The following is a 19,722-nucleotide window of genomic DNA, read 5'->3' as shown; positions in this document are numbered from 1 at the left end:
GGCAAAATAGGTTTACTCGACACCGCATTCGCGAAGTTTTGGACAGTGCTCCCCCTTGTGGATGATCCAGCCCCTTCGGCGGCTCTTTTAATCAATATTCGTCAAGTGTTTATCCGTGTTTTAATTTGTGGTGAAAGTGGCGGCCGGTTCCGGCTCGGCCGCCCGTGTTGGTTCCCCGTGGGTGGTAAAAGGATTCCCGTCGTGGTAAAGGGATTCCCATCGCTGTGGCCGTGATGGTTCAGGTTCGGCAGGACGTGAACTGGCAGGCTGGCCGGAAAACGAGGAGCGAGACATGGCGCAATGTGAACGTGCTGCCAGAGAACGCGAAGGCGTCATCTTTTCCCTGGAGCACACCGCCGAGTACCACCTGGCCATGCGGCTGCGGCTGCGGCAGCGGCAGCTGCGCGAGCAGAGCCGAAGCGGCGCACCGGCCAGGAGCGCCTGGTGAAGCCGTGCCCCGCTCCAGGTGTGCGGGCAGCGTGATCCGTCGGACCGACCTCACAGCCAGCGCTGAGCCGCTTCGACACTGTCTCCGCCACTGGTGTTGAACGCGATGGCGGCCTGGGGCGCGTGCCGACGGATCAGGTTGACGATCTGTTCGAAGAGCGGAAGCAGTGGCTCAGTCTTGCGGATACCGCCCCCGACGACGACCACATCCCACGGCCGTTGGGCCAACGATGCTACGAGTGTGGACTCAGCCGACTCGTCGAAGACCACCAGCGTCATGGCCGCGTCGATGCCGTGCTCACCGAACCGTGCCAGCTCCTTGTCCAGGGCGACGCGAAGGCTCTCCGCGTCAACGCCGGGTATCGCCTGCGGATCGTAACCAACCACAAGTACGGAAGTCATGCTGCCAACCTACTGGAGGTAACCGAGCCTGATCCGCCGGACAGGCCCTGACCGTGACCGCCGGCCGCACGCTGGGCAGCGCACGACGTGCCCGGTCTCCCGGCCCAGGGCTGCCTCCCACTTCATCGACGGTGGGGGCCAGGAGCCAGACCCGCCGTTGCCTATCCACAGCTGGGTCAGGCTAGGTGTTACGAGGCCGTCCATACTCGAAGCCATGGATGGAAAAACGCAGCTCGGGAGCTTTCTGCGGGCGCGGCGCTCCCAACTGCGCCCGGAGGATGTCGGGGTGCCCACCTACGGGGAGCGCCGGCGTGTGCCGGGGCTTCGGCGCGAGGAGCTGGCGATGCTGGCGGGTGTGAGCACCTCTTACTACGCCCGGCTCGAGCAGGGGCAGTCACTGAGCGCATCGCCTGAGGTTCTGGACGCGATCGCCGGGGCTCTGCGACTGGACGAGTCCGGGCGGCGACACCTGCACGACCTGGGCCGGGTGGACAGGCAGCGCACCCGGGGCCGGCGTCCGGCGCCGGAGCGAGTGACGGAAGCGATGCGCCAGTTGCTGGACGCGCTGGGCGACGTTCCCGCGATCGTGCTTGGCCGGCGCAGCGACGCACTGGCGTGGAACCGCCTGGGCCATGCGTTGTTCGCCGGGCATCTGGACCCCGGTGCCCCCGACCTGCCGGTACGGCGTCCCAACATGGCCAGGCTGCTGTTCCTGGACTCTCATGTCCGTGACCTGTACGCGGACTGGCCGAGCAGGGCGAGGGCGGTGGTCGCGAATCTGCGCCTGGTGGCGGCCCAGCATCCGGAGGACGTGGCGCTGCACGCGCTCCTGGGCGAACTGTCCGCGAAGAGTGCCGAGTTCGCCTCGATGTGGGCCGAACACCGTGTCAAACCCTGCACCGTCGCCACCTATGACATGCGCCATCCGCTGGTCGGGCCCCTGACCGTCATCCTGCAGACCTTGACCAGTGAGCCGGGGCCCAACGTGGTGGTCGCCACCACGGAAGCGGGCTCGCCCTCGCGGGCCGCGCTTGCTCTGCTCGCCCAGGCCACCAGCGAGGCCATCACGCGACCGGGCCTCCCCGCCGGCGCGGCACAGAAGCGGTTCCGCGCCGGCAAGGACTGAACCCCAACGGCACCGGGCACTGCCGCCGCACTATGGCGGTCCGGGAAAACAGCGGGCGAATCATCCCTCCCGCCGGGCCTCGCCCTGTGGGAAGAACCCACGCGTCCCAAGTCATGCATCGGCATGTCCTGCCGTATGCCCGGCTGTAGTCAACACAGAGCAGGAGGAGAGATCATGGCCACCTATGTACTGGTCCACGGTGCTGGACATGGCGGCTGGTGCTATCGGAAGGTCGCTCGTCTACTGGAGGCTGAGGGCCACACCGTATATTCCCCGACCCTGACGGGGCTGGGCGATCGGTCACACCTCGTGAGCCCCGATGTCGATCTGAACATGCACATCACCGAAGTGGCCAACCTCCTTTTCTACGAGGGCCTGAGAGACGTGGTGCTCGTTGGTCACAGCTACGGCGGTACGGTGATCAAGGGAGCCGCTGATCGCGTCAGCGACCGGGTCGGGAAGCTCGTGTTTCTCGATGCCCCCGATGGCCGGTCGCAGATCGAGGCATTCCCGGCCCTCCTCAAGGAGCGGGAAAATGGCCAGGTCATCAACGGTGTCGAGCTAGTGCTCTTCCCCAGCGAGGACCTGGTCAGGTTTTTTGGAGTTACGGACCCCAAGGACATCAAGTGGACGCTGCCACGCCTCACCCCTCACCCATGGAAAACTCTTGAGCAGCCACTCGTCCTGAACAACGAGCCAACGCTGGAGGCGATACCGCAGTACCGGATTGTCTCCACCACAAGTCTGGGTCGCGGTATCCATAACCAGGATCTGATAGCCAAGGCGCGCGCTGAAGGCCGATTCTGGGAGATCGACAGCGGACACGATCTCATGATCAGCGAGCCTGAGGCTGTCGCCGCCCTGCTGACAGAGATCGCGTCCGCGGCGGTCCGGACCACAGGCGGAGTGTAGGCGTCGGCTGCATGGACCTGCGGTCGAGCAACTCGAGCAACTCGAGCAACTCGAGCAGGCTCTCGGCCGCAGGGAGCAGTGGGTCGCTGTCGGCACTCGCAGCGCCGTCGGCAAGCCGACGGACGCCTTGTCGGTGCACTACCTCACCTCCGCCTGGGCGATTCGGTAGAACGGCGCGGCCGGTTCGCGCCGGCCCAGTGGTTCCAGGTAGAGGGCGGCGGCTTCTCGCGCGGAACGGTCCAGGGCCAGTCGGAACCCCCGCTCGGCCAGATACTCAGGGAGTTCGTCCGGCAGGAACCCGAAAGTGAAAGGCTCACCAGCAGCGCGCACCGTGTCCGCCCATTCGGCGACTCCGTCGAAATCGCCGGTGCCATCCAACGCTCTTCGGTCCATGTAGGTGAAGATGACCCGACTCCCGGCCGGCATCGCCGAGGCAAGTCCCGTGAGCGTGTCGTGTACCGAGCGCGGGTTGAGATAGTTCGTCACGCCCTCCCACGTGACCACCGTACGCTCGCGTTGGAAACCGGACTGCCGCAGAGCTGCGACCAGGTCCTCACGCAGGAAGTCGACCGGCACAAAGCGGACGCGATCCTGCTGGTCGGCGGGGACGTGCCGGGCGACGAGTTCGCGCTTGATGGCCTGGGTCGCCGGGTGATCGACTTCCAGGACGGATACGGCACGAGCCGCAGCAAGGCGGAACGCGCGGCTGTCGTATCCCGCTCCCAGCAGGACCGCCTGCCGCGCGCCGTCATCCAGGGCTCCAATGAACAAGTCGTCGATGAGCCTGGTCCGCACCACTGCCGACGCGCGCGGACCGGCAGGCCAGCGTTCATCGATGTAACGCTCGACGCCACGCCCCACACGCGGCACCCGGGCAAGCGCGACCACCAGTTGATAACCGAAGCTGAGCGAGGATGCGGCATACGGGTCATGGAACAGGCGAGGCCCCTGCCGTACTGACTCCAACGCCCGGAACAACGCCACATGTTGCGCGGTGCGACTCGGTTTGGCCCGCATGACCCCGATTATAATGAACGTCCATTTTTATGGGCCCCGGAGTCAGCCCATCATGCACTCAGCCCCTGGCACAGCCATAGAGCAACGACCTCGAGCATGGCGTTGGCCTGGGCATTTGGGCAAGTCCATGGGCCACCCTCTCCAGAGGGGCCGGACCGGATCCGTCTCCTTCCGCGCCGTCGAACGGAGGGATTTCCCGACAGGTCGTTCACCGGCACTCGACGCTCGAATCGTCTTCGGTCTCCTCGGGTACGAGGTACTCGCCGTACCTCCGCCGCTCGGAGCGAGTCCCATCGGCGAGCCCCATCGTGCCCTTGTCGATGCCCCCATCCACCTCCTCATCCGTAGTCCCGCGGAGGAAGGACCGGCATGACCACTACGACCATCGCGATCACCGGCGCCACCGACGGCCTCGGCCGCGCCCTCGCTCTGCGCCTCGCGACCGACGACGACGTCCGACTCGTCCTGCACGGCCGCGACCCCGCCAAGCTCGAGCGGCTCATCGCCGAGGTCCGCAGAGCCGGCGCCACCGCACCCGTCACCGCGGTCGCCGACCTGTCCGACCTCGCCCAGGTGGCCGGGCTGGCCGACACCATCGCGGACAGCGCGGACACCCTCGACGCGCTTGTGAACAACGCGGGCATCGGCTCCGGCGAGCCCGACGGACGCGAGCGCCGCACCAGCCGCGACGGCCATGAGCTGCGCTTCGCGGTGAACTACCTGGCGACCTTCGTACTCACCGAGAACCTGCTCCCGCTCCTGCGGGCCTCCGCGACCACGCAGCACGCCGCCCGCGTCGTCCATGTCTCTTCCCTGGGGCAGCACCCGCTCGACTTCGACGACCTCATGCTGGAGCGCGGCTACTCAGGCACGCGCGCCTACGGCCAGAGCAAGCTCGCGCAGATCATGCACTGCTTCGACCTCGCGGGACGGTTCGCGCCCACCGAGCTGACCGCCACCTGCCTGCACCCCGGCACCTACATGCCGACCAAAATCGTCCTGTCCGAGATCGGCGTCACCGCCGACACCCTCGAATCGGGAGTCGAGGCCACCCGCAGGCTCGCCGTCGACCCCACCCTCGAAGGCACCACCGGCCAGTTCTTCGACCGCCTCCGGCCCGCCCGCGCGAACGACCAGGCCTACGACGAACAGGCCAGGGCGACCCTGCGTGACCGCAGCCTCTCGCTCGCGGACGGCTACCTCGCGACGACGCGCTGACCCAGACGCCGCCACTGGACTGGCGGTGGTGCCTGTGTGCTCGGCCAAGGCATCGGCCACCGACGCAGAGCCCGCCTGGCTGAGATGTGTTGCCGCGAGAGGGGCCGCTGCACTTCGGTGAGCGGCCCCGAGCGGCGTCAGGAAGAGATGACGGGGCCGTTGGGGACGGCGTCCAGCACGACCGCGCTCACGGTGACGATCTTGTCCCAGTCGAAGGAGTACTTGTCGAACACCGCCGCGCTGGTGATCCCGCGCTTGACGCCGTTACTGACAAGGTAAACCGTGGCGGAGGAAGGCGACTTGGCCAACATGGCGCCGTCCGACAGGTTGCCGCCGTCGTCGATGCTGTCGATGTCGATCACGTTCTGAATTCCGTCCCAGCTGCGGAACAGATTGAAGTACGTGGTCTCATTGGGGATCCCGCGGCGCTTGCCGTCGAGGACCAGGTAGACGGCGGCGCTGCTCACCGTCTTGATGCGGTAACCATTGAGTTCCGGGTGTTCTCCCCGGATCTGTGCGGACGAGCCCTGTGCAGCGGATGCTGCTCCGGCGGCATGTGCCACGGGGGAAGTGACGAGTCCGAGCAGGGCGGCCACTACCAAGCTGACCGCGCCGAGTAAGGCGCGTCTTCGGTTCATTAGTCCTCCAAAGGATCGAGAGAGCATCCGGACCAGGGCGAGGACCGCCGCCGATCCGGGTCACAAAGGTGAATGCTGGAAGGGATCTGGCGGATAATCCTCATGCATCGGATGCTGCGGGGAAAGGCCAATGCGAGTCACGCTCGATGCCCCACTGCGGACCACGCCCGCGCAGCCGTAGCGCCGCGACGCAGGCGGCGTCGCCGGCGATCCGGACGACGAGGACTAGGGGTTCGCCGACGATCGCCCCGCGACCAGGGCGAGGAGTGCATGACGACCGAGCACCGCGCCGCCGCGGGCCCGTACGTTGAGCAGGATGGGCCGGAAACCCACCTTCATCGGGAGCAACGTTCCCTCGGATCTTCTCGGGGGCGTCACCGGCGAGGAGGCCGTCTGCCTCGTGGGGGCTGGTCGCTCCCTCTGAGCCGGGGCGTGCGGCCGGACCGCTCCTGTCCTGCCGGGGCGGGGGCGGGAGCCGGATCTCTGGGGGCTGCGATGAGTCCGATCAGCGCGGTCAGCAGTCCGAGGACTTGGCCGAAGAACCCCAGCCACGTCGTCAGCAGGGCCGGCTGGTTGGCCTCCGTCTGCTGTGCCGGTTCGGCGGTGCCCCCGGGCGGGCCGGACGCTCCGGGCGGCGGGGGCGCTTGCGACGAGCCGGGGGCGGAGGTCGGCGGGGAGGTTGGCGGTGCCGCGGAGGTGGTCTGCGGGGCCGGGGTCGTTGGCGCCGTGGGAGAGGTTGTGGGAGGCGTCGGCGGGGTGGATGTCGGCCCGTGGGAGTGCCGGGGCTTCGGGGTCACCCTCCGCACCGGATTCACCGTCAGCGTGGTCAGACCGCCTGCTGTGAGGAGAGTCCCGGCCAGCAGTAACCCGAGGGCGGCCATCAGCACGGTGGACTGGATCGTGAGGACGGCGAGGGTGCCGCGTCACGGAGGGCGCCCCGCCGGGTGGGCGGGCCGGGGGAGTTGATCAGGGATCGCTCCGGGGCGAACCCTGATGCGCGGGCACGTGCCCGCTGACAGCGTAAGGAGCATGACCTCAACGCGCATGTCACGAAGGGCCTTTGCGGGTGCCGCCCTGGGGGCGGCCCTGGCGGGGGCGGTCGCGCTGCCCGCCCGCCGCGCCGCCGCCTCGCCCGTGGCGCTCCCGCCGCTGGACCCCACCGCCCTACAGGCGACGATCGACGACCTTGAACACCCACCGTCAACCGCGGCCCAACTGCGAGTCGGCGGCACGGCCGGATACTGGCGCGGCACCTCGGGCGTGGCCGACATCGGGACGCAGCGGCCGGTGACGCCGCAGGACAAGGTCAGGATCGGCAGCATCACCAAGGTTTTCGTCGCCACGGTGGTGCTGCAGTTGGTGGCCGAGGGCCGGGTCGACCTCGACGCGCCGGTGCGACGTATCCTGCCGGATCTGCTGCCGGCCCCGTTCGCGGCCGTCACCGTGGCGCACCTGTTGAACCACACCAGTGGGCTGCCCGACCACGTCGGTATCCCCGAGCCGGAGACCCCGGAGGAGGTGTTACGCCACCGCTTCGATCACTGGACGCCGGAGGAGTGGGTGGCGACCGCGACGCACGGTCCGCTGAAGTTCGCCCCGGGCACCCGACAGGAGTACCGCGGCATCAACTACGCACTGGCCGCACTGATTGTCGACAAGGTGACAGGCCGCCCGTACGGGGAGGCCATCGCGGCCCGCCTCCTGCGTCCACTGGACCTGGCGCGCACCGTCGTGCCGGGCAACGACCCACGCATCCACGGCCGACACGTGCACGGCTATCTGGCGATGTCCGACGGCAGCCTGCGGGACATCACCGCCTATGACCAGTCGTCCGCCCGGGGCGAGGGCGACATGATCTCCACCACGGGCGACCTCGACCGGATGCTCGCCGCGCTGTTCTCCGGCGAGCTGCTTCCGCCGGAGCTGCTTCTGATGATGTTCACCCTGCCGCCCAATGACGTACGGATGCTGGACGGCTCTCCGGCTCGCTACAGCACCGGGCTGCAGCAGGCCACCGTGAACGGCATCACCCTCTGGGGCAAGACCGGCGAGACCTACGGCTACAAGAACGCCGCGTTCTCCACTCGCGACCAGCGGCGCCGCTTCGTGCTCGCTTATCATCCGACAACCGCCCGCAACGGTGCGGAGAGCCAGATGGTCGCCCGGGTCGCCGACCTGCTCACCCGCGCCCCGAGTGCCGAAGGCTCAGCGGTCTAGGTGGGCTGTGGCGGCCGCTGAGTCGATCGCCCGCGCGGCCGACTGACTGGTCCGACCGAGTGAAGAGAACGTGACCAAATATGGCGAAATAGGGGATGCGGCGGTGCCCCGCGTGATGGGTTACCCCTGGACGTGACGACTGACAGGGGGAGTACGGCATGAAGCGGAAGTTGGGGCCTGGCGAGGCGGGGGGCGAGCCGGGGGCCGAGCGGCCGGCGGTGACGCGGACCGGGACGCAGATCCTGGAGCCGGCCGGGCTGCCGCCGGCCGCCCGGTCGGCGTTGAAGCGCACGTTGACCAGCCTGAACCTGGCGGAGCACCCCGACCTGCCGGCCGGGGCGGTGGTGCGGCTGCATCCGCGGCTGGAGGTGGGGGCCGACGGGTTGATCAAGCGGCTGGTCATCAGCCGGCTCCAGCGCACACCGTCGCCGTTCGGGAGCCGGATGGGCGACCACACCGTCGCCTGCCAGACGATCGTGGACTCGGTGCATTCGATGGTGCACGGCCGCACCGTGCCGGCCGCCGCACTGGTGCTGCTGGAGTGGCAGAAGGTGGTCAGCTCCTGGATGGGCGACCCCGACTCGCACGGCATGAAGCTGCTGAACCGGCTGGAGGACCGCGCCGAGCGGACCCTGCTGCTGGAGGACGCCGGCTGGCGGGTCGGCTCGCTGCTCGCCCGGCAGCCGGCCACCCCGGAGGAGTGGCGGGCCAACCTGGAGGAGCGGCGGGCCAACCTGGAGGCGGCGATCGCCCACCACCTCGCCTACGTCAGCTACCTGCCGTTCGCCACCGTCCCGGCCAAGTCCGCGCGCGGCTCGCGCGGTTCCGGCGAGGGCACCTACCGGGCCCATGTGCTGGCCCTTGAGGAGTCGGGCGCGCCGGACCTCGTGCCACCGGCCTCGGCGGATGTCGGCGGACCTGAGGGGATGAAGGCGGCGCTGTGGCGGCTGTTCGCCTTCGACGCCGCCATCCGGGCGGCCGACCTCGCCTTCGCGCTGCGGCCCGGCGCGGTGGCCGACGTCGTGAAGACGAACGCGGCCCGCGAGCCGTTCGCCGTGGCGGCCGTGGCGGCCGTGGCGGCCCGCGACGTGGTGCTGCTGACCCGCCCCTTCGCGACCAACCGGAGCGCCCGGGCCAGGGAGCGGGCGGCCGACGCCGCCGCCGGGCTGCTGCCGCCGGTGCCCGTCCCCGCGCTCGGCACCGCCCAGGTGCTCCAGGGCCTCGCACCGTACCTGGCCGCCCCGGACGACGAGGAGGGCGAGTACACCGCCCTCCACCAGCTCGCGCGCAAGATCCGGGAGGCCGCGGAGCTGGCTGCCTCGGCGCCCGACCCGGTCACCGCCGACGACCACAAGGCCGTCGAGGACGCCAAGCTCGGGGTGTCCGCCTGGCTGGCCGAGGCCGCACAGCTGGAGGCCGACCTGCGGGCGCGCACCGACGCGCTGCGCGGCGCGGCCGAGATCCTTGCCCACCTGCTCCACGACCACCAGGTCACCGTCGCGCAGGCGTACCCGTACACCGTCAAGGCGTCGCGGTTCCTGGGCCCCGACGCGACCTCCGCCGCCGTCGACCGGCTGGCCGACGCGGTCCGGGACACCGTCCCGAGGGCCGACCCCGACCTGTGCGCCAAGCTGCTCGACGCCGTACGGGATATCCACCCGAAGCTCCAGCCCACCCCGCAGCCGGCCAGGACCAACGGCTGGGTCGCGGTCGCCGCGACCACCGAACTGGCCGTCACCTTCCCCACCGGCGGCCCGCTCCGGACCACCGGCCGGGCACCGACCCCGGCCGGGGTGGCGGGCATGGGCTTGCACACCACCGCGTGGGTCGTCGAACGGCTCGCCGCCGACGCGCTGGCCAGCGGCGCGGAGGGCGGTGTGCGCGGCGTGCCGGCCGCGCTGCGAGGGCAGGCGGTGCGCGACCTGAAAGGCCAGGTGATGACCCTCGACTGGCTGCTGCCCACCGAACAACTGCTCGCCGGCCAGTTGCGGAACGTCTTCGACACCGCGCTCGACCTCTTCGACGCCACCGACGTGCCGGCCGCCGCGACCGCCTACCTCACCTTCCGCAACCTGCTGCCGTACGCGACCGTCGACGCGGGCGACCGGGGCGGCCACGGCGAGTCGATGAACGCGTCCAAGGAGGACCTCTTCGACCGCAAGTCGCTCCAGACCGCGGCCGGACTCAAGTCGGACGAGCTGATGGACGTCAGGCGCCGCCCGGCGGCGGCCCGCGCACTGGCCAAGGTCGCCCGCAGGCTGCGGACCCAGGCCAACCCCGACTGGGCGCTCCAGGCGGACGTCCGCGACGCCGTGGCCGCCTCTATCGTCCGACTCACCGACGCCTCCGTCGAGTTGTCCGGCGGTGTCCCCGACGGGCCCGCTCTCGCCGTACTCATCGAGGAGGTACGGTCCGCCGAGCACGACAAGGCGTACAAGCTCGCCGAAACCTCCCGTCTGAGGAATCAGGCGTGAGCCGGCCCTCCTGATCGGCACCACGGCGGTCACCGAGATCTGCCCAACCACACCGTCCCCTTGGGGACCCCTGGGCGACGACCGCCCGCGTCGACGACCCCCGAACCGGCCCGCCGGGAAGACCTAACGGAGGCCGGCGAGGACCGACCTGGCGTCACGGAAGAGTGTCTGGCCGTATTCACGGTAGGGAGGCGACTCCGCGTACCGGAAGTGATCACGCACCGCTGCCCGCGCGGCCTCGGGGTCTCCGGACTCCAGCGCCTCGACAATCGGGTCGTGCGAGCCGATGCCCCACTGGTCGCCGCTCTCCGGCTTCGGGGGGATGGAGCTGACGATGATCAGCTCCTGAAGCGGTTCGATCAGCAACTCCAGCGCGGGCAGCCGCAGTGCCCTGATGATCGACAGGTGGAACTGCAAGTGCTCCTGGTGCGCCGTCGGCCAGTCCTTGGCCCGGACCCCGTCCTCGAACCGCCGCAAGTGCCTGCGAAGCGGCTGCAATGTCTGATCGTCACACACCCGCGCGGCCTCGGCGGCAAGTGTTGACTCGAGCGTGACCCGGGCAGCGAGAACCTCGCCGATGGTGACCTCCGATCGCTGCATCCGCAGCGTCAGGGCGGTGGTGAGGATGTCGTCGCGCGGGACGGCGACAAAGATGCCGTGTCCCTGCCGTACCTCGACCAACCCCATGGACGACAACGTCCGCAGAGCGTCGCGCACGACGCTCCGGGAGACTCCGAGTGATTCCGCGAGCGATTCCGCGGTGGGCATCCGGCTGCCCGGTGCGTACTTCTCGTGCACGATCGCCTGTCGCAGTTGTGCCACGACCTGGTCGCTGAGCCTGCCCACTTGTTCTCCTCGATGTCCTCGTGTGACGGCCCTACGCCTGTGCTCGGAACTCCGCGGCGGCGCCGGCGCCGTCGGAGGTGATCGTACTGGCAGGGCCTTGTCAGAGGAAAGCATCATACCTATCATCCATATCCATCATAGGTATGATCCTTCCGCCGTCCGTGGGCGGGACCTCTGCTCGTCAGAGCACCGACACAGGAGTGAGCAGATGAGAGTTCTTCACGGCATCGCTGCGACGGCCGTCGCGATGGCGGTGCTCGGGACGAGTGCATGCAGCAACGACGACAGCGCCGGTGCCGGCACCGGCGCGCAGCCCAAGAACGCGGGTCTGCCCTCCACACCGCTCGCGGTGAAGAGCGCGGTCGACTCAACGTTGCAGGCGAGGTTCCCCAAGGACATCCGCACGCGCGGCGTGCTGCGTGTCGCTGCCGATCCCAACTATCCGCCGAGCGCGTTCAAGAGTTCCTCAGGGAAGATCATCGGTGTCGGCGCCGACTTCGCCTCGGCCATCACGGCCAGGACAGGCCTTCGCTTCGAGTGGGTCGAGGTGCCCTTCGACGGAATGCTCGCGGGTCTGAAGGCACATCGCTTCGACGCCAGTTGGTCCGCCTGGACGGTCACCCGCGAGCGCACGGAAGTGCTGAACCTGGTCACCTACCTCGAGGGAGGCACTTCCGCACTGGTCAAGGCCGGGAACCCCAAGGGGATCGGGAAACCGCTCGACCTGTGCGGACGCACCATCGCCGCGCAGACCGGCACGACCCAGGCCCAGGGCAACATGGACAGCCTCCAGCACCAGTGCAAGGCGGCGGGCAAACCGGCGATCAAGCCGATGATCGTGCCGCAGCAGACCAACGTCAATCAGGCGGTGGCCACCGGGCGTGCGGATGCGATGCTCGCCGACAACTCGGCGGTCGCCTACCAGGCGAAGCTCCAACCCGATCTCTTCAAGTCCGTTGACACCATTCTGCTCAGCCCGGAGCCGGTCGGAGTCGCGGTACCCAAGAAGGACGCGCGGCTCGCCAACGCGCTCGCGGCGACCTACAACGCTCTGATCGCCGACGGCACTTACGCGAAGATCCTCAAGCGCTGGGACATCACCAACGCCGCGATCACGAAGTCCCAGGTCAACCGGGTGACCTCATGAGTGGGTCCGCCGACGCCCCCACCGGCACAGCGCAGCGAGCCCATCGGTCAACGCCGGCGAGGAGACACGTATGAGCACCGACACCCGTTTCCACCACGACCGGGTCGACCTGGCGGATCTCGTCGCCATCGCCGATCACGAACCGGTCCGGCGGCGGGCCGCCGGGCAGGCGGTCGGCGGTGCCGTGATCCTGGTGCTGGCCGGGTTCGTCGTCGCGATCCTGGTCACCAACCCGGGCTTCGACTGGCCGACGGTCGGCCGCTATCTCTTCGACGTCAGTGTCCTCAGGGGCATCGCCGTGACCCTGGAACTGACGATCGCCGCCATGTCGGTCGGCATCGTGTGCGGTGTCGTCCTCGCCGTGCTGCGTCAGTCGGGGGGCCCGATACCCCGCTCCGCGGCGACGCTCTACATCTGGTTCTTCCGCGGTACGCCGGTGCTGGTCCAGGTGCTCTTCTGGGGGTTCGCCGCGTCGCTGTTCCCCCGGATCGGGCTGGGCATCCCGGGTGGGGAGTTCTTGGTGAGCTGGGATACGAACGAGGTGATCCCGATCTTCGCGGCAGCGGTGCTCGGCCTCGGGTTCAACGAGGCCGCATACGTCGCGGAGATCGTCAGAGGCGGACTGCTCAGCGTGCCGGCGGGGCAGTCGGAGGCCGCGGACGCGCTGGGTCTCGGGCGGCTCGCGACCCTGCGGTTCGTCGTCCTGCCGCAGGCGATGCGAGCGATCATCCCACCGATCGGGAACCAGTTCATCTCGATGCTGAAGATGACCTCGGTCGTACTGGTCATCGGCGTCGGGGACCTGCTCGAATCGGTCACCCAGATCTACTCGCGCAACTACCGGCAGATCCCACTGCTGATCGTCGCCAGCATCTGGTACCTGGTCATGACCACGCTGCTCACTCTGGTGCAGGCGCGCCTGGAGAAGCGGTTCGGCCGCAGCCTCAGCCGAGTGGGTGGCACCCGATGACCGATGTCGCGACCGGGCCGGTCATCCAGGCCCACGACGTGCACAAGAGCTTCGGCAACCTCGAGGTGCTGAAGGGGATCGACCTGACCGTGGAGCGCGGCGAGGTGGTGTGCCTGCTGGGAGCCTCGGGTTCGGGCAAGTCCACCTTCCTGCGCTGCGTCAATCACCTGGAGACCGTCGACCGCGGATTCATCCTCGTCGATGGCCGGCTGATCGGCTCCGATCTCGTCCGGGGACGCCTGCACGAGGCGCGTCCATCGGTCGTCACCGAGCGCAGGTCCCGGATCGGCATGGTGTTCCAGCAGTTCAACCTGTTCGGACACATGACCGTGCTGGAGAACGTGATCCTGGCGCCCATGCGGGTCAAGAAGGAGCCCCGGGAAGTCGCCGTCGAGCGCGCTGTCCGGCTGCTGCGGCGGGTCGGGCTCGGGAACAAGCAGGACTCCTACCCCGCGCATCTCTCCGGCGGGCAGCAGCAGCGCGTGGCGATCGCGCGGGCGCTGGCGATGGAGCCGACCCTCATGCTCTTCGACGAGCCGACCTCCGCGCTCGACCCCGAGCTCGTCGGCGAGGTCCTGGACGTGATGCGGGATCTCGCCGCCTCCGGGATGACGATGATGGTGGTGACGCACGAGATGGGGTTCGCCCGTCAGGTCGCCGGCACCGCGGTCTTCATGAGTGAGGGCCGTGTCGTCGAGCAAGGGCCACCGGAAAAGGTCATCGGCGCACCGGACCACGAGCGCACTCGTGCTTTCCTGGGGAAGGTGCTGTGACGGCCCGGGAAACTCTGGCACGGCAGGTCACCGAGCGGATCGAGCGGCTCGCTCCCAAGTTGGTGGAGCTGAGCCGAATGATCCATGAGCTGGCCGAGCCGGGGTTCGCCGAGCACAGATCCGTCGCCGCCATCGCCGAATTGGTGACGGCGCACGGGATCGAGGCGCGGGTGGGCGTTCACGGCATGGAGACCTCGCTCGAGGCCCGTGCGGGTGATCCGGCCGGTCCCCGGATCGCGATCCTCGCCGAGTACGACGCGCTGCCCGGCATCGGACACGGCTGCGGGCACAACATCATCGGCGCGGCGGCGGCCGGAGCGTTTCTCGGGCTGCTCGACGTGGTCGGCGGGACGGGCGGCTCGGTCGTCCTGCTCGGCACGCCGGCCGAGGAGAACGGCTCCGGCAAGGAGATCATGGCCCGCGCGGGAGCGTTCGCGGGAATCGACGCCGCGATCATGCTCCATCCGGCCAACCGCGACGACATCCACTTCGCCGCGCTCGGGCTGCGTTCGGTCGAGGCGACGTACCACGGGGTCCCGGCCCACGCCTCGGCCCGGCCCGAGGCCGGCCGCAACGCCCTCGACGCCGTGGTCGCCGCCTACCAGGGCGTCGCCGCCCTGCGTCAGCACATGCCGCAGACCGACCGCGTGCACGGAGTCATCACAGAAGGGGGCGAGGCCGCCAACGTCGTGCCCGCCAGGGCGTCGCTGCGGCTGCTGATCCGGTCCCCCCAAGTGGACTCGCTCCTTGCTCTGAGCGAGCGGGTACAGCGCATCCTCGCGGGTGCCGCGCTGATCACGGAGACCAGGCTCGACGCGGTGTGGGACCGGATCCAGCCATGCCTGCCGGTGCGCGGCAACGACGCACTCTCCACCCGCTTTGGTGTGCACATGGCCGGGCGCGGGCGGACCTCGGGTGCGCCCCAGAGCGCCCAGGGCTCGACCGACCTGGGCAACATCAGCCTGCGCGTCCCGGCGATCCATCCCACCCTCGCCATCGCGCCGCCGGAGATCGCGCTCCACACTGCGGCCTTCGCCGGGTACGCGGGCTCGGAGCGGGGCGACCGGGCGGTCGTCGACGGGGCGGTGGCCCTGGCCCTGACCGCGCTCGACTTCCTCACCGACGCCGAGCTACGGGAACGCGGCCGCCAGGAGTTCGAGGCCGCCGGCGGCGTCGTGGACGTACCGGCTCTGCTCACGCCTCCCGGCGGGCAGCCGGGAACATCGGAAGGGTCTTGAATGAACCAGGACGACCGCGGGCTCGCGACCAGGTTGCTGCACGGCCGGGGAGCGAACCCACTGGGGGCAGTCGCGGCTCCGGTCTTCGACACGGCGTCGTTCGTCATGGCGGACATGGCCGCCCACAAGCGGACCGTCGAGGACCCGTCAGTCCACGACTACTATTCGCGGGTCCGCAATCCGACCGTCGCCGCGCTCGAGTCGACGCTGGCGTCGCTCGAGTCGGCGCCGCGCGCGCTGGCCTTCACCTCGGGGATGGCGGCGATCACAACGGCGCTGCTCGCACTGGGCCGCCGCGGGGGGCACTTCATCGCGTCCGACCAGCTCTTCGTCAACAGCCGGGAGTGGCTGGCGCACGATCTTCCGGACTTCGGATGCGAGGTGACGTTCGTCGATCTGAGAGACCTGACGGCACTGGAGGCCGCATTCCGCCCCACCACCCGCGCGGTGTTCTTCGAGGAGTTCACCAACCCTCTGCTCGACGTTCTCGACATCGAGGCCATCGTCGCGATCACCCATGATCACGACGCGCTGGCGGTGGTGGACAACACCTTCGCCACGCCGGTGCTGATCCGGCCGCTCGAACTCGGCGCCGACATCGTGATCCACAGCGCGACGAAGTATCTGGCCGGGCACGGCCGGGTGCTGGCCGGGGCACTGGCCGGCAGCGGGCCGGCCATGGACGCGATAGCCGTGCTGCGCCGCAGACTGGGGACGATCATCACCCCGCACAACGCCGCCGCCGTCATCGAGGGGATGAGCACGCTTGAACTGCGAGTCGACCGGGCCAGCGCCACCGCGCTGCGACTCGCCGAACTCGCCGACGCGCACGATGCGACGAGCATGGTCAACTATCCAGGGCTCCCGAGTGCACCGGCGCACGAGCTCGCCTGCCGGCTGACGGGGGGCCACCGCTTCGGCGGGATGCTCTCGTTCGCACTGCTCAGGCCGGAACGCAAAGCCGCGGTCTACGACACCTTCACGCAGTTCATCAGGGCCACCAGCCTCGGTGACGTCGTGAGCCTGGTGGACTCGGTGGACGACCCCGATGTCCTGCGCCTGTCCGTCGGTATCGAGAGCGCCGACGACCTGCTCGTCGACCTGGAGAAGGCACTCGACGCGGCACTGTGAAGCGAGGCCCGCCCAGAGCCGCTCGGCTCCTGACCGCTGGACCGTCCGCCGTGCTGCTCCAGGTCCAACTGCCCCTTGAGGGCGTCGTTCCCGGACTCGATCAGCTGCCGCACCGACTTGGGCGGGCCCTCGCCCTTGCGCTTCTCCTCCCGCTTGAACGGCAGCTGACGTCGAGGTCGTCGACGTCCTGTCTGACGACGTCGACCCAGCGGAACGCCGCGCTCTGGCCGAGCGAGAGCAGCAGGGCTACTCGGCACCTGGGTCGTGCTGGACATCAAGCCCCGCGGCGGCCGGGCCGCATACGTGTCGGGACCGCACCAGCAGCTGTCAGACATCGTCAACGGCTTCCCGTCCGTACTCCCGGCCCGGGGTTGGCACCACCTCTTCCCCCAGGGACTTCCGCCCCGAGCAATCACCCATGCTGGGCGCACACACGGAAGGGGGTTGACGACGGCCGTCGTCAACCCCCTTCCGCGTGTGCGCGGGCGGTCGGCAATTCCGGTCGCGCGGTGGCGTCGATGGGATATTCTGTCCGGGACTTCGCGCGGCAGGTTCTCTGCCGCCCCGCTCGGCGCGCTCGGCGTCGACACGCACCGCGTGCCCTGCCCGGAAGGAGGCGAGAGACATGGACCGTGCCGAATGCGTTGCGGCCATAGTTGCCTCCGGCCGTGTGCCCTCCCTCCTCTGCGGCGCGCGGTAACTCTTCCCCCTTCTTGTTTCTTGTCTGCGGCATCTTCCTGAGATGCCGCGTCACGAGATGTCCTGGCCTGCCCGGTTCGTCGCCGCGCGGGCCGCGGGGGCGCGTGCCCGAAGACGGGCCCTTCTTTCGCTGGTCACCGTGATCTCGGCACTCTCCGCCTCACGACCGGCAAGAGCGCCGGCGTGAGTGACACGCAGCTGGTGAGGCAGGCCCCGGGTGCTGTCCGCGGTTCCCGCTGCCCCACCGCCATGCCGTGTCCCCGTGCTGCGTACACCGGCCCGTCGTCACCACTGCGACCATCCCTGGCCGGCTGTCTCGACAGCACTTCGACACGAAACGTGCGTGATCGCCATGAGCAAGAAACGCCCCGGAGGGGAATCCCTCCCGTCCGCCCCTTCCACGGCCACCGACCGTTCCCCGGACCGCGAGGTTCCCGCCGCGACTCCGGCACCGGCACCGGATCCGAAGCGCTGGTGGGCGCTGGCTGTCATCGCCCTCGCCCAGCTGATGGTGATCCTTGACGGCACCATCGTGAACATCGCGCTGCCCTCCGCCCAGCGCGCTCTCGGCATGTCGGACGCCGACCGGCAGTGGGTGATCACCGCCTACACGCTGGCCTTCGGCGGGCTGCTGCTGCTCGGCGGCCGGATCGCCGATCTGGTGGGCCGCAAGCGCACCTTCGTCATCGGCCTGGCCGGGTTCGCCGCGGCCTCCGCGCTGGGCGGCGCGGCGGCCGGTCCCGGGATGCTGTTCGCGGCGCGGGCCCTGCAAGGTGCGTTCGCGGCGATCCTGGCGCCCTCGGCCCTGTCGCTGCTGACGACGACGTTCACCGACCCCAAGGAGCGGGCCAGGGCGTTCGGGGTCTACGGTGCGCTGGCCGGCGGCGGCAGCGCGGTCGGGCTGATCGTGGGCGGTCTGCTGACCGAGTACCTGAACTGGCGCTGGTCCCTGTACGTCAACGTGCCCATCGCGCTGGCCGCCCTGCTCGGCGCACCGGCCTTCCTGCGCGACCGCTCCGGCCGCCGGGGCGGGCACCTGGACGTGCCGGGCGCGCTGCTGGGCTGCGGCGGGCTCGTCGCCCTCGTGTACGGCTTCAGCGAGGCCGAACCTCGCGGCTGGACCAGCCCGTCGGTGCTCACACCGCTCGTGGCCGGCGTGATCTTGCTCGCCGCCTTCGTGTGGTGGCAGAGCCGCGCGGCGAGCCCGCTGCTGCCGCTGCGCATCGTCAAGGACCGTGTCCGGGCCGGATCGCTCGCGACGATGGGCTTGGCCACCATCGGCATGTTCGGCGTCTTCCTGTTCCTGACGTACTACCTCCAGGTCGTCCTCGGCTACCCGCCGGTGCGGACGGGCCTGGCCTTCGTGCCGATTTCAGCCGGTATCGTCATCGGCGCGACCCAGATCGCGGCCCGCCTGCTGCCACGCACGGCGCCGCGCACCTTGATGTCGTCCGGCATGGTGCTGGCCGCCGCCGGCATGGTGCTGCTCAGCAGCCTGACCGTGCATGCGCAGTACGTCCCGCACGTGCTGCCCGCCCTGCTGCTGCTCGGTCTGGGCATGGGCCTGACCTTCATGCCGGTCTACGCGACGGCCACCGCCGGCGTGCCCGCGCAGGACGCCGGTGTGGCCTCGGCTGTCCTCAACACCGTTCAGCAGATGGGCGCTTCGCTGGGCACCGTACTGCTCAACACCATCGCCACCGGCGCCACCAGCCGTTACGTCCACTCGCACGTGCACGATCCGGCCCACGGCGGCGCGACCCTCAACGAAGGCATGGTGCACGGCTTCTCCGTCGCCTACTGGTGCTCGGCGGGCGTCCTGCTGCTCGCCGCCCTGGTAGCGGGCCTCACCGTACGGCACAAGACGCCGAAGCACGCCGGAAACGACGCACCGGCCTAGTGAGCCGGGGTCGTGTCCCGCCACCGTCCACCTCACCCCTCGAAGGATGCTCCATGAAACCCCTGACCGAGCACGACATCCGTACCTCGTTCGCCAACTGCTCGAAGGGCGAGGCCAAACGCCTCCCCCTGCCCAAGAACCTGGCGGACCTCGACCACTGGGACGACCTGGACTTCCTGGGCTGGTTCGATCTGTCCGCGCCCGATCGCAAGTATCTCGTCGTCGAACGCGCCGATGAACTCGTCGGCCTGTCGCTGCGCTCCGCTTCCGGCAACCGCGGCTTCCTGCGCCGCAGCCTGTGCTCGCTGTGCCTGACCACGCATCCCGGCAGCGGCGTCTCCCTCATGGCCGCCCCCAAGGCAGGCCCGGCCGGCCGCGAAGGCAACTCGGTGGGCCTCTACATCTGCGCCGACCTGGACTGCTCGTTGTACGTACGGGGCAGGAAGAAGGCGGCACCGGGCGGGCGCATGGAGGAGTTTCTCACTGTCGAGCAGCAGATCGAGCGCCTGCGCGGCAACCTCGACGCGTTCGTGGAGCGGGTCTTCCACTGAGGCCGACAGGGGCTCG

The 19,722-nt window shown here is 69.4% G+C and carries 17 protein-coding genes and 1 pseudogene; 13 read left to right on the top strand and 5 right to left on the bottom strand.

What is annotated here, in order from left to right:
- Positions 1-292: 292 nt before the first annotated feature.
- A complete protein-coding gene (locus tag JK364_RS39705) occupies positions 293-448 on the top strand; it encodes a hypothetical protein (protein ID WP_201856270.1) in 156 nt (51 codons plus the stop codon).
- Positions 449-498: 50 nt separating this feature from the next.
- On the opposite strand, the gene JK364_RS39700 is transcribed toward JK364_RS39705, so the two are convergent.
- The gene (locus JK364_RS39700) at positions 499-849 is read right to left on the bottom strand and encodes a hypothetical protein (protein WP_201856269.1); all 351 of its coding nucleotides are present in this window, start codon (positions 847-849) and stop codon (positions 499-501) included.
- A gap of 214 nt (positions 850-1,063) precedes the next feature.
- Between JK364_RS39700 and JK364_RS39695 the strand changes: the two genes are divergently transcribed.
- Positions 1,064-1,975 carry a helix-turn-helix domain-containing protein gene (locus tag JK364_RS39695; protein ID WP_201856268.1) on the top strand — a complete coding sequence of 304 codons (912 nt, stop codon included), beginning with the start codon at positions 1,064-1,066 and terminating at the stop codon, positions 1,973-1,975.
- A gap of 174 nt (positions 1,976-2,149) precedes the next feature.
- Positions 2,150-2,887 (top strand): alpha/beta fold hydrolase, encoded by a 738-nt coding sequence (locus tag JK364_RS39690; protein WP_201856267.1) that lies wholly within the window; start codon positions 2,150-2,152, stop codon positions 2,885-2,887.
- Between the two features lie 138 nt (positions 2,888-3,025).
- Here the strand turns inward: JK364_RS39690 and JK364_RS39685 are convergent, their stop codons facing one another.
- On the bottom strand, positions 3,026-3,904 hold the full coding sequence (locus JK364_RS39685; RefSeq protein ID WP_201856266.1) for a class I SAM-dependent methyltransferase: 879 nt from the start codon (positions 3,902-3,904) through the stop codon (positions 3,026-3,028).
- A 369-nt stretch (positions 3,905-4,273) separates the two neighbouring features.
- On the opposite strand from JK364_RS39685, the gene JK364_RS39680 reads away from it, so the two are divergent.
- Positions 4,274-5,122, top strand: a complete 849-nt coding sequence (locus tag JK364_RS39680) for an SDR family NAD(P)-dependent oxidoreductase (protein ID WP_201856265.1) — start codon at positions 4,274-4,276, stop codon at positions 5,120-5,122.
- Positions 5,123-5,259: 137 nt separating this feature from the next.
- Here JK364_RS39680 and JK364_RS39675 read toward each other — a convergent pair whose 3' ends face one another.
- Positions 5,260-5,760, bottom strand: a complete 501-nt coding sequence (locus JK364_RS39675) for a hypothetical protein (protein WP_201856264.1) — start codon at positions 5,758-5,760, stop codon at positions 5,260-5,262.
- A 1,029-nt stretch (positions 5,761-6,789) separates the two neighbouring features.
- Between JK364_RS39675 and JK364_RS39670 the strand changes: the two genes are divergently transcribed.
- Both JK364_RS39670 and JK364_RS39665 read left to right on the top strand, forming a co-directional pair.
- Positions 6,790-7,977 (top strand): serine hydrolase domain-containing protein, encoded by a 1,188-nt coding sequence (locus tag JK364_RS39670; protein WP_201856263.1) that lies wholly within the window; start codon positions 6,790-6,792, stop codon positions 7,975-7,977.
- A 158-nt stretch (positions 7,978-8,135) separates the two neighbouring features.
- On the top strand, positions 8,136-10,451 hold the full coding sequence (locus JK364_RS39665) for a hypothetical protein (RefSeq protein ID WP_201856262.1): 2,316 nt from the start codon (positions 8,136-8,138) through the stop codon (positions 10,449-10,451).
- Positions 10,452-10,574: 123 nt separating this feature from the next.
- Here JK364_RS39665 and JK364_RS39660 read toward each other — a convergent pair whose 3' ends face one another.
- Positions 10,575-11,297, bottom strand: a complete 723-nt coding sequence (locus JK364_RS39660; protein WP_201856261.1) for a FadR/GntR family transcriptional regulator — start codon at positions 11,295-11,297, stop codon at positions 10,575-10,577.
- 247 nt (positions 11,298-11,544) lie between these two features.
- Here JK364_RS39660 and JK364_RS39655 point away from each other — a divergent pair, with 247 nt between their 5' ends.
- From JK364_RS39655 to JK364_RS39635, 5 genes are all read left to right on the top strand, one after another.
- A complete protein-coding gene (locus JK364_RS39655) occupies positions 11,545-12,444 on the top strand; it encodes an ABC transporter substrate-binding protein (protein WP_201856260.1) in 900 nt (299 codons plus the stop codon).
- Between the two features lie 70 nt (positions 12,445-12,514).
- Positions 12,515-13,414 carry an amino acid ABC transporter permease gene (locus JK364_RS39650; protein WP_201856259.1) on the top strand — a complete coding sequence of 300 codons (900 nt, stop codon included), beginning with the start codon at positions 12,515-12,517 and terminating at the stop codon, positions 13,412-13,414.
- A complete protein-coding gene (locus JK364_RS39645) occupies positions 13,411-14,187 on the top strand; it encodes an amino acid ABC transporter ATP-binding protein (RefSeq protein WP_201856258.1) in 777 nt (258 codons plus the stop codon). The genes JK364_RS39650 and JK364_RS39645 overlap by 4 nt, the downstream gene beginning before the upstream one ends.
- A complete protein-coding gene (locus JK364_RS39640; RefSeq protein WP_201856257.1) occupies positions 14,184-15,425 on the top strand; it encodes an amidohydrolase in 1,242 nt (413 codons plus the stop codon). The genes JK364_RS39645 and JK364_RS39640 overlap by 4 nt, the downstream gene beginning before the upstream one ends.
- Complete coding sequence (locus tag JK364_RS39635) at positions 15,426-16,556, top strand: trans-sulfuration enzyme family protein (RefSeq protein ID WP_201856256.1); 1,131 nt, start codon at positions 15,426-15,428, stop codon at positions 16,554-16,556. It abuts the gene before it with no gap.
- Between the two features lie 38 nt (positions 16,557-16,594).
- On the opposite strand, the pseudogene JK364_RS58515 reads toward JK364_RS39635, so the two are convergent.
- Positions 16,595-16,714 (bottom strand): annotated as a pseudogene (locus JK364_RS58515) (IS982 family transposase); the annotation flags it as partial.
- Between the two features lie 893 nt (positions 16,715-17,607).
- Here JK364_RS58515 and JK364_RS39630 point away from each other — a divergent pair.
- Positions 17,608-19,155: an MFS transporter gene (locus tag JK364_RS39630; protein WP_201856255.1), complete on the top strand. Its 1,548-nt coding sequence runs from the start codon at positions 17,608-17,610 to the stop codon at positions 19,153-19,155.
- A gap of 53 nt (positions 19,156-19,208) precedes the next feature.
- On the top strand, positions 19,209-19,706 hold the full coding sequence (locus JK364_RS39625) for an FBP domain-containing protein (protein ID WP_201856254.1): 498 nt from the start codon (positions 19,209-19,211) through the stop codon (positions 19,704-19,706).
- Positions 19,707-19,722: the final 16 nt, after the last annotated feature.

Origin of the sequence: Streptomyces endocoffeicus (assembly GCF_016741935.1) — a bacterium.
GTDB classification, from domain to species: Bacteria; Actinomycetota; Actinomycetes; order Streptomycetales; family Streptomycetaceae; genus Streptomyces; species Streptomyces endocoffeicus.
Note: the sequence above shows the minus strand (reverse complement) of the source record. Positions and strands in the feature narration are given on the sequence as shown.

Coding starts and splice junctions, on each gene's coding strand:
- JK364_RS39670 (WP_201856263.1), top strand. CDS start 6,790: ATGACCTCAACGCGCATGTCACGAAGGGCCTTTGCGGGTGCCGCCCTG.
- JK364_RS39705 (WP_201856270.1), top strand. CDS start 293: ATGGCGCAATGTGAACGTGCTGCCAGAGAACGCGAAGGCGTCATCTTT.
- JK364_RS39645 (WP_201856258.1), top strand. CDS start 13,411: ATGACCGATGTCGCGACCGGGCCGGTCATCCAGGCCCACGACGTGCAC.
- JK364_RS39680 (WP_201856265.1), top strand. CDS start 4,274: ATGACCACTACGACCATCGCGATCACCGGCGCCACCGACGGCCTCGGC.
- JK364_RS39685 (WP_201856266.1), bottom strand. CDS start 3,904: ATGCGGGCCAAACCGAGTCGCACCGCGCAACATGTGGCGTTGTTCCGG.
- JK364_RS39635 (WP_201856256.1), top strand. CDS start 15,426: ATGAACCAGGACGACCGCGGGCTCGCGACCAGGTTGCTGCACGGCCGG.
- JK364_RS39675 (WP_201856264.1), bottom strand. CDS start 5,760: ATGAACCGAAGACGCGCCTTACTCGGCGCGGTCAGCTTGGTAGTGGCC.
- JK364_RS39700 (WP_201856269.1), bottom strand. CDS start 849: ATGACTTCCGTACTTGTGGTTGGTTACGATCCGCAGGCGATACCCGGC.
- JK364_RS39655 (WP_201856260.1), top strand. CDS start 11,545: ATGGCGGTGCTCGGGACGAGTGCATGCAGCAACGACGACAGCGCCGGT.
- JK364_RS39630 (WP_201856255.1), top strand. CDS start 17,608: ATGAGCAAGAAACGCCCCGGAGGGGAATCCCTCCCGTCCGCCCCTTCC.
- JK364_RS39625 (WP_201856254.1), top strand. CDS start 19,209: ATGAAACCCCTGACCGAGCACGACATCCGTACCTCGTTCGCCAACTGC.
- JK364_RS39695 (WP_201856268.1), top strand. CDS start 1,064: ATGGATGGAAAAACGCAGCTCGGGAGCTTTCTGCGGGCGCGGCGCTCC.
- JK364_RS39690 (WP_201856267.1), top strand. CDS start 2,150: ATGGCCACCTATGTACTGGTCCACGGTGCTGGACATGGCGGCTGGTGC.
- JK364_RS39665 (WP_201856262.1), top strand. CDS start 8,136: ATGAAGCGGAAGTTGGGGCCTGGCGAGGCGGGGGGCGAGCCGGGGGCC.
- JK364_RS39650 (WP_201856259.1), top strand. CDS start 12,515: ATGAGCACCGACACCCGTTTCCACCACGACCGGGTCGACCTGGCGGAT.